The organism is Microbacterium oryzae, from assembly GCF_030406385.1.
Taxonomy (GTDB): domain Bacteria; phylum Actinomycetota; class Actinomycetes; order Actinomycetales; family Microbacteriaceae; genus Microbacterium; species Microbacterium oryzae_A.
This window is the reverse complement of the sequence record NZ_JAUEPM010000003.1, coordinates 1-13,959: the sequence shown is the minus strand read 5'-3', so window position 1 is coordinate 13,959 and position 13,959 is coordinate 1. Positions and strand designations below refer to the sequence as shown.

The following is a 13,959-nucleotide window of genomic DNA, read 5'->3' as shown; positions in this document are numbered from 1 at the left end:
CGCGCGAGTGAGCGCACGCACCAAGGCGCGAAAGCGCGCCCTCGACATCCTCTTCTCGTCCGACGTCCGCGGTGACGGGCTGGACGTGACGCTCGCGGCCGAGGCGCGGCGCGCCGCCGGCGAGCCCGCGCGGCAGGCCTCGTGGCTGTATGCCCGCGAGATCGTCGACGGCGTCATCGACCACCGCGACGAGATCGACGAGCAGATCACCACCCACAGCCGCGACTGGCGGCTGGAGCGGATGCCCGCCGTCGACCGTGCGCTGCTGCGCATGGCGGTCTGGGAGATCGTGTACAACGACGAGGTGCCGACGGCGGTCGCGATCGACGAGGCGGTGGAGCTCGCCAAGGAGCTCTCCACCGAGGAGTCGGGCGCTTTCGTGCACGGCGTCCTCGCGCGCATCGCGCGCTCGAACTGAGCGCGCCCCTCCGCGTGCCCGCGCCGTTCGTCCCCGTCGACGCCATCCGCAGGATGGCGGACGAAGGAGCATACGAGCGCGGGCTCGCGTACTTCCAGGAGGGCGCGGTCGAGCACGCGCGCTGGATGACCGACGGCGTCACCCTCACCGCGCGCGTATCCGGCTCCGCCGCGCGCAGCTACTCCGTGCGGGTGCGCATCGACGCGCGGGCGTCGGCGATCGTCGCCTCGCAGTGCAGCTGCCCCATGCGCAGCCGCTGCAAGCACGTGGTGGCCGCCCTACTCGCCGGCAACGCGCAGCGGCGCAACGCCGCGAGCGGGCGTCATGACGCCCCAGCCTCCTCCTGGCGCGGCCTCATCGGCTCGCCGGAGGAGGCCGCCGGGTCGCCGGAGACCGTTCCGCTCGCGCTCGGCGTGGAGCTGCGTCACCGCGCGGCCCGAGGCGCCTGGCAGGCGCGGCGCGCCGAGCCCGCGCACCCGCGCCACCTCGAGCAGGGCGCCGCCGGCGAGCTGTTCGTCGGGCTGCGCCCGCTGCTGCGCAGCGACCGGTCGGGCGCCTGGATCAAGGGCGACGCCTCGTGGGAGGCGGTGCGACGGCCCGGCGGCCGGTTCTCGCGGCCGCAGTCGCGCTGGTTCGCCGAGCTCTACAGCATCGCCCGCGACGTCTTCCGCCTCGACTCGTTCGGCGACGGCGCCGAGTGGCTGACGCTCGACACGATCCCATCCGCGCTCCTGTGGACGCACCTGCGCGCGGCGGACGCGCTGAGCATCCCGCTCATCCCCACGCAGAAGCTCCTCGACGTGCGCCTCGCGCAGGCCGCGACTGCCCGCATCCGCATCGACGATTCCGCCGCCGGCGGGCTCGAGGTCCGCGCCGAGGTCGAGATCGACGGTGCGCCCGTCGACGTCGCGGCCGTGCGGCCCATCTCCCGCTCCGGCGTCTACGCCTTCGCCGTCGAGTACGGGCGCATCTCGCTCACCCTCGCGCCTGTCGCGCTCACCGACCCCGTCGCCGCGCTCCTCGCCGGGCCGGTCTCGGTGCCCGAGGACGAGACCGACGAGTTCGTGGCCGACGCCCTGCCCGTCATCGCGCGGCGCGCGGAGATCCGCTCGAGCGCCGACATCGACATCCCCGAGCGGCCCGCCCCGCGGCCCGTGATCGAGGTCGTCTTCCACCCCGGCGACCGCGTCACATACGCACTGTCCTGGGCGTACGCCGGTCTGGGCCGCCATCGCTTCGACGCGCCGGCCGGCGGCGCCGCCGCCGACCCCGAACGGGACGGCCAGGTCGAGGCCACGCAGGCGGCGGTCGTCGCGCAGGCATGGGCGAACGCCTCCGCGGACGTGCCGTTCGCGCCATCCGGAGAGCTGCGCGACGTCGAGGCTGCGGAGTTCTCCGACCGGATCCTGCCGGCCCTGGAGGCTGCCGACGTCGAGGTGGAGACGACGGGCACCCGGCGGCGGTACCGTGAACTCGCCGGCGTCCCCGAGATATCCGTGTCCACGGTGGAGACCACCGACTCGGACTGGTTCGACCTCGGCGTGGTGGTGACCATCGACGGACGCACCATCCCGTTCGCGCCGCTGTTCACCGCCATCAGCCAGCGGCGGAAGAAGATGCTGCTCGCCGACGGCGAGTACTTCTCCCTCGCGCACCCCGCGCTGCAGCGCCTGCGCGACCTGGTCGACGAGGCGGCGACCCTGTCGGAGTGGGAGTCCGGGCCGCGGATCAGCCGGTACCAGACCGCGCTCTGGTCGGACTTCGAGGACCTCGCCGACGAGTCGCTGCCGGCGGCGGCATGGCGGGCGACGGCGGAGGGGCTGCGCGATGTGGAGCGCATCGAGCCGACCTCGCCGCCCGCGGGGCTGCACGCGCAGCTGCGGCCCTACCAGCAGGAGGGCCTCGACTGGCTGGCCTTCTTGTGGCGTCACCGTCTCGGCGGCATCCTCGCCGACGATATGGGCCTCGGCAAGACGCTGCAGATGCTCGCGCTCATCCTGCACACCCGCGAGGCGGGGGAGGAGCGGCCGTTCCTCGTCGTCGCTCCGACGTCGGTCACCGCCACGTGGCGCGACGAGGCCGAGCGCTTCGCCCCGTCGCTGCGCGTGCGCCGCATCGAGGCGACCCGCTCGAAGCGCACGGGGACGCTGGCGGACGCCGCGGCGGGCGCCGATGTCGTGGTGACGTCGTATGCGCTCCTGCGGCTCGACGCCGAGGAGTACGCGTCGGTGGAGTGGGCGGGGCTCGTGCTCGACGAGGCCCAGTTCGCCAAGAACCCGCAGACCGGCGTGCACCGCGCGGCCGCCGAGCTGCGCGCGGACGTGACGTTCGCCGTGACCGGCACGCCGCTGGAGAACGGCCTGTCGGAGCTGTGGGCGCTGCTGTCGCTCGCCGCTCCCGGCCTCTTCCCCTCCGCCCGCCGTTTCCGCGAGGAGTACGTCGGGCCGATCGAGAAGGGGAAGGTGCCGGAGGACCAGGAGGGGAGCGCGTACCGCGCCGAGCGCCTCGCCCGGCTGCGGCGGCGCCTGCGCCCGCTCATGCTGCGCCGCACGAAGGAGCTCGTGGCGGGCGACCTGCCGCCGAAGCAGGAGCAGCGGCTGCACGTCGAGCTGAGCCCCGCGCACCGCGCCGTCTACGACACCGTGCTGCAGCGCGAGCGGCAGAAGGTGCTCGGTCTGCTGGACGACCTCGACCGCAACCGCTTCATCGTGTTCCGGTCCCTGACCCTGCTGCGCCTGCTGAGCCTCGCCCCCGAGCTCGTCGACCCCGAGCACGCCGACATCGCGTCGAGCAAGCTCGACGCACTCGTCGAGCAGCTCGACGCCGTCATCGCCGAGGGCCACCGCGCGCTGGTGTTCAGCCAGTTCACGTCGTACCTCGACCTCGTGGCCGGGCGCCTCGACCGGGAGGGCATCGCGCACGCTCACCTCGACGGCAGCACGCGCGATCGCCCGGCGGTGGTGGAATCGTTCCGCTCGGGCGACGCGCCGGTGTTCCTCATCAGCCTCAAGGCCGGTGGCTTCGGTCTCACCCTGACCGAGGCGGACTACGTCTACCTCCTCGATCCGTGGTGGAACCCGGCGGCGGAGGCGCAGGCCGTCGACCGCGCGCACCGCATCGGCCAGGACAAGCAGGTGATGGTGTACCGGATGATCGCCGCCGACACCATCGAGGAGAAGGTCATGGCGCTGCAGGAGCGCAAGGCGCGCCTGTTCAAGGCCGTCATGGACGACGACGCGCTGTTCTCGCAGGCGCTCACGGCCGACGACATCCGCGGCCTGCTCGAGCCGTGACCGGCACCCGGTAGACTGAGCGCACCTGCACCTTTAACCCCGTCCTGTGAGGCGGAGAAGGGAGCGGCAGATGAGCACGAGAACCGTGCTGCATGACGCCGACATCGCCCGCGCGCTGACGCGGATCGCCCACGAGATCCTCGAGTCGAACCGAGGCCCGGAGGGACTGGTCCTCCTGGGCATCCCCACCCGCGGCGTCACCCTCGCGCACCGCCTCGCAGCGCTCGTCGAGCGCTTCGGCGGCCGCCCCGTGCCGGTGGGATCGCTCGATGTGACGATGTACCGCGACGACCTGGCGCAGCATCCGACCCGCGCGCCGCGCCCGACCGACATCCCGACCGAGGGCATCGACGGCCGCACCGTCGTCCTCGTCGACGACGTGCTGTTCTCCGGCCGCAGCATCCGCGCCGCGCTCGACGCGCTGAACGACATCGGCCGCCCCGCCGCCGTGCGCCTGGCCATCCTCGTCGACCGCGGTCACCGCGAGCTGCCGATCCGGCCGGACTTCGTCGGCAAGAACCTGCCGTCCGCTCGCTCGGAGCGCGTGAACGTGCGCCTCGCCGAGGTCGACGGCGAAGAGCACGTCTCGATCGAGGGGGGCGAGTGATGCGCCACCTGCTCGACACCCGCACCCTGGTGCGCGAGGACGCCATCCGCATCCTCGACGTCGCCGAGGACATGCAGGGCACGCAGGAGCGCGAGGTCAAGAAGCTCCCGACTCTCCGCGGCCGGACGGTCGTGAACCTCTTCTTCGAGGACTCCACCCGCACCCGCATCTCGTTCGAGGCCGCAGCCAAGCGCCTCTCGGCCGATGTCATCAACTTCTCCGCGAAGGGCTCGAGCGTCTCCAAGGGCGAGAGCCTGCAGGACACCGCGCAGACCCTCCAGGCGATGGGCGCCGACGCGGTCGTCATCCGCCACGGCGCCTCGGGCGCGCCGCGCACGCTCGCCACGAGCGGCTGGATCTCGGCGGGCGTCGTCAACGCCGGCGACGGCACGCACGAGCACCCCACGCAGGCGCTCCTCGACGCCTTCACCATGCGCAAGCGCCGCTACGGCGCCGGCAGCCGCGGCAAGGACCTCGCCGGATACCGCGTCGCGATCGTCGGCGACATCCTCCACTCCCGCGTCGCCCGCTCGAACGTCTGGCTGCTCGCCACGCTCGGCGCCGAGGTGACCCTCGTCGCCCCGCCGACGCTGCTGCCCCAGGACGTCTCGCAGTGGCCGGTGTCGGTGCGCTACGACCTCGACGACGCGATCGCCGAGCAGCCCGATGCGCTCATGATGCTGCGCATCCAGGCCGAGCGCATGAACGCCGCCTATTTCCCATCGGAGCGGGAGTATTCCCGACGCTGGGGCCTCGACCCCGAGCGATTCGCCAGGCTCACGGGCGATACCATCGTCATGCACCCCGGTCCGATGAACCGGGGACTGGAGATCTCCGCAGCCGCCGCCGACTCGCCCAGGGCCACTGTGCTCGAGCAGGTGCGAGCCGGTGTGTCGGTGCGGATGGCCGTGCTCTACCTGCTGCTGGCGGGCGAGCGCAGGAGCGAGGAGACGAAGTGACCGGGACGAAGCCGCTCCTCATCCAGGGGGCCGCGATCGAGGGCGGCGAGACAGCCGACATCCTCGTCGAGGATGGCCGCATCGCCGAGGTCGGCAGCGGGATCAGCCGCGCCGGCGCCCGGGTCATCGACGCAGCGGGCCTGATCGCGCTGCCGGGGCTCGTCGACCTGCACACCCACCTGCGCGAGCCGGGGTACGAGGCGAGCGAGACCATCCTCACCGGCACGCGCGCGGCGGCGGCCGGTGGCTTCACCGCCGTCTTCGCCATGCCGAACACGTCGCCTGTGGCGGATGTCGCGGGCGTGGTCGAGCAGGAGCTCGCGCTCGGCGAGGCGGCCGGGTACGCCACGGTGCAGCCGATCGGCGCCGTGACCGTCGGGCAGAAGGGCGAGCGCCTCGCCGAGCTCGGCGCCATGGCCGACTCCCGCGCCCGCGTCCGGGTCTTCAGCGACGACGGCTTCTGCGTGTGGGACCCGCTCATCATGCGCCGCGCCCTGGAGTATGTGAAGGCGTTCGACGGCGTCGTCGCCCAGCACGCGCAGGACCCGCGGCTCACCGAGGGCGCTCAGATGAACGAGGGCGTCGTGTCGGCCGAGCTCGGGCTCGCCGGATGGCCGGCGGTCGCCGAGGAGTCGATCATCGCGCGCGACGTGCTCCTCGCCGAGCACGTCGGATCGCGCCTGCACGTCTGCCACCTGTCCACGGCCGGCTCGGTGGACATCATCCGCTGGGCCAAGAAGCGCGGCATCGCCGTGACCGCCGAGGTCACCCCGCATCACCTGCTGCTGACCGACGAGCTCGTGCGCGGCTACGACGCGCGCTACAAGGTCAACCCGCCGCTGCGTCGCGAGGAGGACGTGCTCGCCGTGCGCGAGGGTCTCGCCGACGGGACGATCGACATCGTCGCCACCGACCACGCACCGCACCCCGCCGAGAGCAAGAGCTGCGAGTGGGCGGCCGCGGCCAACGGGATGGTCGGCCTCGAGAGCGCGCTCCGCGTCGTCCACGAGGCGATGGTCGCGACGGGGCTCATCGGATGGTCGGACGTCGCGCGCGTGATGTCGAAGGCCCCTGCCCGGATCGGGCGTCTGGCCGGTCACGGCACGCCGATCGCGGCGCAGCAGCCCGCCGAGATCACCCTCTACGACCCGCGTCCGTCGGCGCCGTTCGGCGCGGACGACCTGCGCGGCCGCAGCGGGAACTCCCCGTACCTCGGGCGTGAGCTGCCGGGGCGGGTCCTGTGGACCGTCCACCGCGGCTCCCTCACCCTCGCCGACGGCGAGCTCGTCGAGCGGGAGGGCGCGCGCGCATGAGCGAATACCTGCCCGGCCTCATGCTGATGGTCGTCATCGCCGTGCTCATCCTCGCCGGGATGGCCTGGGGCTGGCGGCGACGCGTGCGCCGCGACGCGGGGACCGTCGTTCCGGTCCGCCCGGCCGAGGGCACCGCCGCCGCCCGCTTCGCGGGGATCCACGTCGCCACGACGCGGCACGACCAGCCACTCGACCGCCTCGCCGCGAAGCCCCTCGACTTCCGCGCGAAGGTCGCCATCACCGTGACCGACCGCGGCGTCGCACTCGACCTCTCGGGCGCGCCCACCGTCTTCCTCCGTGCCGAGGAGATCGCCGGCTCCGGCCGCGCGACCTGGACCATCGACCGCGTGGTGGAGCAGGACGGCCTCGTCCTCATCGCGTGGTGCGCGGCCGACGGCACGATCTGCGATTCCTACGTGCGCCTGCAGGGCGACGACCCCGACGCGCTCGTCGCGGCGATCGAAGACCTGCGCACATCCTCGAACCCGACAGGAGCCAACCGATGACCTCTCTGCTCGACCGCGAACCAGCGGTCCTCGTCCTCGAAGACGGCGCCCGCTTCGCCGGGTACGCCTACGGCGCCCGCGGCACGACCCTCGGCGAGGTCGTCTTCTCCACCGGCATGACCGGCTACCAGGAGACCCTCACCGACCCGTCCTACGCGGGCCAGATCGTGCTGCAGACCGCGCCCCACATCGGCAACACCGGCGTGAACACCGAGGACCCGGAATCCCGCCGCATCTGGGTGTCGGGCTACATCGTGCGCGACCCCAGCCGCGTCGTGTCGAGCTGGCGCGCCGAGGAGACCCTCGACGACGCCCTCGAGCGCGACGGCGTCGTGGGCATCAGCGGGATCGACACCCGCGCGGTCACCCGCCACATCCGCTCGGCCGGCTCGATGCGCGGCGGCGTCTTCTCCGGCGAGGCCGCGGGCCTCACCGCCGAGGAGCAGCTGCGGATCGTCGCCGAGGCGCCGGAGATGACCGGACTCAACCTCTCCGCCGAGGTCTCGGTCGCGGTCGCCGAGGTGACACCCGCCGAGGGCGAGCGGATCGGGAACGTCGCGGTCATCGACCTCGGCATCAAGCAGGCCACGGTCGAGAACCTCGCCCGCCGCGGCTTCGAGGTGCACGTGCTGCCGCAGAGCGCGACCATCGACGAGGTCCTCGCGGTCTCGCCCGTCGCGGTGTTCTACTCCAACGGCCCCGGCGACCCCGCCGCGAGCGACGCGCACGTCGAGCTGCTGCAGAGCGTGCTGCGCGAGGGGGTGCCGTTCTTCGGCATCTGCTTCGGCAACCAGCTGCTCGGCCGCGCGCTGGGCCTCGGCACCTACAAGCTGCCCTTCGGCCACCGCGGCATCAACCAGCCGGTGCGCGACAAGCTCACGGGCCGCGTGGAGATCACCGCGCACAACCACGGGTTCGCCGTCGACGCCCCGATCGAGGGCGTCTTCGAGAGCCCGGCCGGCTTCGGCCGCGTCGAGGTGAGCCACGTCGGCCTCAACGACGACGTGGTGGAGGGCCTGCGCGCCCTCGACATCCCCGCGTTCTCCGTGCAGTACCACCCGGAGGCCGCCGGCGGCCCCCACGACGCCAACTACCTCTTCGACCGGTTCGTCGACATGGTGCAGGACACCATCTCGAATCGCTCCGCTCGCTCCCTGACCGAGGAGAACAATGCCTAAGCGCGACGACATCCAGTCCGTCCTCGTCATCGGATCCGGCCCGATCGTCATCGGGCAGGCCGTGGAGTTCGACTACTCCGGCACCCAGGCGTGCCGCGTGCTCCGCGAGGAGGGCGTCCGCGTCATCCTCGTGAACTCGAACCCGGCCACGATCATGACCGACCCCGAGTTCGCCGACGCGACCTACGTCGAGCCGATCACGCCCGAGGTGATCGAGACGATCATCGCCAAGGAGAAGCCCGACGCCATCCTGCCGACCCTCGGCGGGCAGACCGCCCTGAACGCGGCCATGGCGCTGCACGAGCGCGGCATCCTCGAGAAGTACGACGTCGAGCTCATCGGCGCCAAGCCCGACGCCATCCGCAAGGGCGAGGACCGCCAGGTCTTCAAGGAGCTCGTCATCGAGGCCGGCGCCGAGGTCGCGCGCAGCCACATCGCCCACACGATGGACGAGGTGCTCGAGGGCGCCGAGAAGCTCGGCTACCCGCTCGTCGTGCGCCCGTCGTTCACCATGGGCGGCCTCGGCTCCGGCTTCGCCTACAACGAGGCCGACCTCCGCCGCATCGCCGGAGCCGGCCTGCACGAGTCGTCCACCACCGAGGTGCTCCTCGAGGAGTCGATCCTCGGCTGGAAGGAGTACGAACTCGAGCTCATGCGCGACACGGCCGACAACACCGTCGTCGTCTGCACGATCGAGAACGTCGACCCCGTCGGCGTGCACACCGGCGATTCCATCACGGTGGCCCCGTCGCTCACGCTCACCGACCGCGAGTACCAGCGCCTGCGTGACATCGGCATCGACATCATCCGCGCGGTGGGCGTCGACACCGGCGGCTGCAACATCCAGTTCGCCATCAACCCGGCGGATGGCCGCATCATCGTCATCGAGATGAACCCGCGCGTCTCGCGCTCCTCGGCGCTCGCCTCGAAGGCCACCGGCTTCCCGATCGCGAAGCTCGCCGCGAAGCTCGCGCTCGGCTACCGCCTCGACGAGGTGCCCAATGACATCACGAAGGTGACGCCCGCGTCGTTCGAGCCCACGCTCGACTACGTCGTCGTCAAGGTGCCGCGGTTCGCGTTCGAGAAGTTCCCGGCCGCCGACCCGACGCTCACGACCACCATGAAGTCCGTCGGCGAGGCGATGGCGATCGGCCGCAACTACACCACGGCGCTGCAGAAGGCGCTCCGCTCGGTGGAGAAGCGCGGCTCGAGCTTCCACTGGGGCCCCGAGGAGCGCTCGGTCGAGGAGCTGCTCGAGGTCATCAAGACCCCGACCGACGGTCGGATCGTCGCGGTGCAGCAGGCGCTGCGCCTCGGCGCGACGGTGGAGCAGGTGTTCGAGTCGACGGCGATCGACCCGTGGTTCCTCGACCAGATGGTCCTCATCAACGAGGTCGCCGACGCGGTCGCGCAGGCGTCCGAGCTCGACGAGCGGGCCATCCGCCTCGCCAAGGACCACGGCTTCTCGGACAGCCAGATCGCGCAGCTGCGCGGGCTCACCGAGGCCGAGGTGCGCGTCGTGCGCCACGGGTTCGGCATCCGCCCGGTCTTCAAGACCGTCGACACCTGCGCGGGCGAGTTCCCCGCGCAGACGCCGTACCACTACTCCAGCTACGAGCAGGAGACCGAGGTCACGCCGTCCGACCGTCGCAAGGTCGTCATCATCGGCTCGGGCCCCAACCGCATCGGCCAGGGCGTCGAGTTCGACTACTCGTGCGTGCACGCCTCGTTCGCGATGAGCGCCGCCGGCTACGAGACCGTGATGGTCAACTGCAACCCGGAGACCGTCTCGACCGACTACGACACCTCCGACCGCCTGTACTTCGAGCCGCTCACGCTCGAGGACGTGCTCGAGGTGCTGCATGCGGAGGCGCAGTCGGGCGAGATCCACGGCGTCATCTGCCAGCTCGGCGGGCAGACACCGCTCGGCCTCGCGAAGGGCATCGAGGACGCGGGCTACCGCATCCTGGGCACCAGCCCCGCCGCCATCGACCTCGCGGAGGAGCGCGGGCTCTTCTCCGAGATCCTCGAGCGCGCGGCCCTCGTGGCGCCGCGGAACGGCACGGCGATCGACGTCGACGGCGCCGTCGCAGTCGCCGAGGACATCGGCTACCCCGTGCTCGTCCGCCCCAGCTTCGTGCTCGGCGGCCGCGGCATGGAGATCGTCTACGACACCGCGAGCCTCCGCGACTACTTCGTGCGCATCGCCGACCAGGCCATCATCGGCCCCGGCCTGCCGCTGCTCGTGGACCGCTTCCTCGATGACGCGGTGGAGATCGACGTCGACGCGCTCTACGACGGCCACGAGCTGTACGTGGGCGGGATCATGGAGCACCTCGAGGAGGCCGGCATCCACTCCGGCGACTCCAGCTGCACGCTGCCGCCGATGTCGCTCGGCCGCACCGAGATCGACCGGGTGCGCGAGGCGACCCTCGCCATCGCCCAGGGCGTCGGCGTGCGGGGCCTCCTCAACGTGCAGTTCGCGATCAGCGCGGGCGTCCTCTACGTCATCGAGGCCAACCCGCGCGCGAGCCGCACGGTGCCGTTCGTGTCGAAGGCGCTGGGCATCCCGCTGGCGAAGGCCGCGAGCCGCATCATGGCCGGCTCGACGATCGACGAGCTGAAGGACGAGGGCATGCTGCCCGAGCAGGATGGCTCGCGCGTCCCGCTCGACGCTCCGGTGGCGGTCAAGGAGGCGGTCCTCCCGTTCAAGCGCTTCCGCACCCGCGAGGGCGCTGTCGTCGACTCCGTGCTCGGCCCCGAGATGCGCTCCACCGGCGAGGTCATGGGCATCGACCGCGACTTCCCGACCGCGTTCGCGAAGAGCCAGACGGCGGCCTACGGCGGCATCCCGCTCTCGGGCACCGTGTTCATCTCGGTCGCCGACAGCGACAAGCGCGACGTCATCCTGCCCGCCCACCGGCTGCGCCAGCTCGGCTTCCGGCTGCTCGCGACGGAGGGCACGGCGGAGATCCTCGCGCGCAACGGCATCGAGGTCGAGGTCGTGCGCAAGTACAGCGACACGCAGGAGGACCACGCCGAGAACATCGTCGACCTCATCAACGCCGGGCGCGTGGACATCATCGTCAACACCCCCAGCGGCATGTCGGCGCGCGCCGACGGCTACGAGATCCGTGCGGCCGCGGTCGGTGCGGACAAGGCGCTCTTCACCACCATCTCGGTGCTCGGCGCCGCCGTGAGCGCCATGGACTCGATGTCCGGTGGCTACGACGTGCGGAGTCTCCAGGAGTTCGCGGCTGACCGCGCCGCGCGCAGGGTCGCGGTGAGCGCGTAGTGCCGGCCTTCGGAGAGCGGGTCCGCGCCGTCATCGGCGCGCGCGGACCGCTCTGCGTGGGCATCGACCCCCACCCCTCGCTGCTCGCGCAGTGGGGGCTGGGGGCGGATGGCCGGGGCGTGCGAGAGTTCGGCCTGCGCGTCGTCGAGGCGGTCGCCGGTCGTGCGGGCATCGTGAAGCCGCAGGTGTCGTTCTTCGAGCGATACGCCTCCGCGGGCTTCGCCGCCCTCGAGGACGTGCTCGCGGCCGCTCGCGCGGCGGATCTCGTCGTGATCGCCGACGCCAAGCGCGGCGACATCGGCTCGACCATGGACGCGTACGCCGCCGCCTGGCTGACGCCCGGGTCGCCGCTCGAGGCCGACGCGCTCACCATGAGCCCGTATCTCGGGGTCGGCGCACTGGACGGCGCGTTCGAGCTGGCCGCGACCCACGGCAAGGGCGCGTTCGTCCTCGCCGCCACGAGCAACCCCGAGGCGGCGGGCCTGCAGCGCGCCACCGCCCGCGGCGCGACGGTCGCCGCCACGGTGATCGCGGAGGTCTCGGCTCGCAACGCCCGGTCGACGCCTGCGGGGGAGTGGGGGAGCCTGGGGTTCGTCGTCGGCGCGACGGTGGACTGGCAGGACGCGGGCCTGGCCCCGTTCACGCCGCCGGCGCCCATCCTCGCGCCGGGCTTCGGCTTCCAGGGTGCGCGACCGGATCGCCTCGAGGCGGTGTTCGGAGATGCGGCGGCGAGCGTGATCGCCTCCGAGAGCCGCAGCATCCTCGCCGCGGGGCCCGACGACCTCGCCGACGCGGTCGCGCGCGCCGCTTCCGCGTACCGGACCTCGAAGGGAGGCTCCCTTGTCTGAGAGCGACGCGACGGCTCCCGGTCGTCCCACCCCGCCCGCGGTGGACCGCGCGGCGGCCTCGCGGAAGGCGGTCGCCGCGCGCCGCGCCCGTGCGAGCCTCAAGCGCGACCTCGCGATGCGCGTGGTCACCCCGCAGGAGGTGCTGCGCCGTGCCGAGGCCGACCCGCAGTCCCCGGCTGGCACGATGCGCGTGCCGGAGTTCCTCATGGCGCTGCCTGCGATCGGCGAGGGCAAGCGCGACCGGGTGCTCGCCGAGCTCGCGATCTCGCCCGTCAAGCGCCTGGGCGGGCTCGGCAGCCGCCAGCGCCTCGCCCTCGCCGCCTGGCTCGACCAGCGCATGCCCGAGCCGCAGGCACGCCCGGGCCGCAGCCGCCTGATCGTGCTGGCCGGACCGACCGCCGTCGGCAAGGGGACCGTCGCGGCGCACATCCGCGCGAACTACCCGGAGATCCTCATCTCGGTGTCGGCGACCACCCGCGCGCCGCGACCCGGCGAGGTCGATGGGCAGCACTACTACTTCGTCGACGAGGCCGAGTTCGATCGGCTCATCGCCGACGGCGAGCTGCTGGAGTACGCGACCGTTCACAACCGCCACCGTTACGGCACGCCGCGGGCGCCCATCGAGCAGGCGCTGGCCGACGGCAAGGCGGTGCTCTTGGAGATCGACCTGCAGGGCGCGCGCCAGGTGCGCGCCGCAGATCCGTCGGCGACGCTCGTGTTCCTGCTCCCGCCCAGCTGGGACGAGCTCACGTCGCGCCTGGTAGGGCGCGGCACGGAGGACGAGGAGGAGCGCGCGCGGCGCCTGCGCACCGCGCGGGTGGAGCTCGCCGCGCAGTCGGAGTTCGACTTCCGCATCGTCAACGACTCGGTCGCCGACGCCGCGCGGCAGGTCGTAGACTTGGTGCAGGCGTCCGCGCGCTGACCGACCGGCGCGCCTTCGAGCCATGGTTTCGCCGCGCGACAGGACGTCGCCGAACAGGAGGACTGCTATGAGCAGCGAGCACAAGGGCATCATCGACCCGCCCATCGACGAGCTTCTCGACAAGGTTGACTCGAAGTACCAGCTCGTGATCTACGGGGCCAAGCGTGCCCGTCAGATCAACGACTACTACACCGATCTGCACGAGGGGAACCTGTTCGACAACGTCGGCCCCCTCGTGGACTCGTCGGTGGAGGACAAGCCCCTCACGATCGCGCTGCACGAGATCCACCAGGACAAGCTGCGCCTGCGTCCCGCTGAGTGAGCGCGTAAGAACTCGTCATACCGACAGGGCCTCCGTCACCGCGTGTCGGAGGCCCTCGTCATACTGAGGGGCGGGGGGCCCCCCCGCGCCCCCCCCCCCCCCCGCGCCCGCCCCCCCCCCCCCCCCCCCCCCGTGACACAACCCGCCGGCACCCCAGCGCCACCCCCCCAAAAAATACGGACAAAATACCGCAGCCACCACCCCCGGCGCCCCCCCGGCCTCGCCCCCCACCCCCGCGCCCCCGGGGACCCCGGGAGCGACCGCAGCCGCGAGACAGGGGGCGGGGAACGACCCCACC

General features: G+C 72.3%; 11 protein-coding genes. All 11 read left to right on the top strand.

Translation table 11 applies throughout. The features are described 5' to 3' along the window. The first annotated feature begins 7 nt into the window (after nucleotides 1–7). The 11 genes from nusB (at nucleotide 8) to rpoZ (ending at nucleotide 13,661) form a co-directional block, all read left to right on the top strand. Nucleotides 8–418 carry a transcription antitermination factor NusB gene (gene nusB / locus QWJ90_RS06030; RefSeq protein ID WP_290106793.1) on the top strand — a complete coding sequence of 137 codons (411 nt, stop codon included), beginning with the start codon at nucleotides 8–10 and terminating at the stop codon, nucleotides 416–418. A gap of 53 nt (nucleotides 419–471) precedes the next feature. Further along, the gene (locus tag QWJ90_RS06025; protein ID WP_436836693.1) at nucleotides 472–3,711 is read left to right on the top strand and encodes an SNF2-related protein; all 3,240 of its coding nucleotides are present in this window, start codon (nucleotides 472–474) and stop codon (nucleotides 3,709–3,711) included. A 70-nt stretch (nucleotides 3,712–3,781) separates the two neighbouring features. After that, complete coding sequence (gene pyrR, locus QWJ90_RS06020; RefSeq protein WP_290106791.1) at nucleotides 3,782–4,318, top strand: bifunctional pyr operon transcriptional regulator/uracil phosphoribosyltransferase PyrR; 537 nt, start codon at nucleotides 3,782–3,784, stop codon at nucleotides 4,316–4,318. Next, nucleotides 4,318–5,277, top strand: coding sequence for an aspartate carbamoyltransferase catalytic subunit (locus QWJ90_RS06015; protein WP_290107079.1), 960 nt, complete (start codon nucleotides 4,318–4,320; stop codon nucleotides 5,275–5,277). Before pyrR ends, QWJ90_RS06015 begins: the two co-directional genes overlap by 1 nt. Then, nucleotides 5,274–6,590 (top strand): dihydroorotase, encoded by a 1,317-nt coding sequence (locus QWJ90_RS06010; RefSeq protein WP_290106790.1) that lies wholly within the window; start codon nucleotides 5,274–5,276, stop codon nucleotides 6,588–6,590. The genes QWJ90_RS06015 and QWJ90_RS06010 overlap by 4 nt, the downstream gene beginning before the upstream one ends. Further along, entirely contained in the window at nucleotides 6,587–7,096 is a 510-nt protein-coding gene (locus QWJ90_RS06005; protein ID WP_290106789.1) for a PH-like domain-containing protein, read from the top strand. The genes QWJ90_RS06010 and QWJ90_RS06005 overlap by 4 nt, the downstream gene beginning before the upstream one ends. Continuing rightward, a complete protein-coding gene (carA, locus tag QWJ90_RS06000) occupies nucleotides 7,093–8,274 on the top strand; it encodes a glutamine-hydrolyzing carbamoyl-phosphate synthase small subunit (protein ID WP_290106788.1) in 1,182 nt (393 codons plus the stop codon). The genes QWJ90_RS06005 and carA overlap by 4 nt, the downstream gene beginning before the upstream one ends. Then, complete coding sequence (gene carB / locus QWJ90_RS05995; protein ID WP_290106787.1) at nucleotides 8,267–11,569, top strand: carbamoyl-phosphate synthase large subunit; 3,303 nt, start codon at nucleotides 8,267–8,269, stop codon at nucleotides 11,567–11,569. Before carA ends, carB begins: the two co-directional genes overlap by 8 nt. Further along, nucleotides 11,569–12,417 carry an orotidine-5'-phosphate decarboxylase gene (pyrF, locus tag QWJ90_RS05990; RefSeq protein WP_290106786.1) on the top strand — a complete coding sequence of 283 codons (849 nt, stop codon included), beginning with the start codon at nucleotides 11,569–11,571 and terminating at the stop codon, nucleotides 12,415–12,417. Before carB ends, pyrF begins: the two co-directional genes overlap by 1 nt. Further along, entirely contained in the window at nucleotides 12,410–13,339 is a 930-nt protein-coding gene (gmk, locus tag QWJ90_RS05985) for a guanylate kinase (RefSeq protein WP_290106785.1), read from the top strand. Before pyrF ends, gmk begins: the two co-directional genes overlap by 8 nt. A gap of 67 nt (nucleotides 13,340–13,406) precedes the next feature. Then, nucleotides 13,407–13,661, top strand: a complete 255-nt coding sequence (rpoZ, locus tag QWJ90_RS05980) for a DNA-directed RNA polymerase subunit omega (protein WP_156241330.1) — start codon at nucleotides 13,407–13,409, stop codon at nucleotides 13,659–13,661. Nucleotides 13,662–13,959 lie beyond the last annotated feature (298 nt).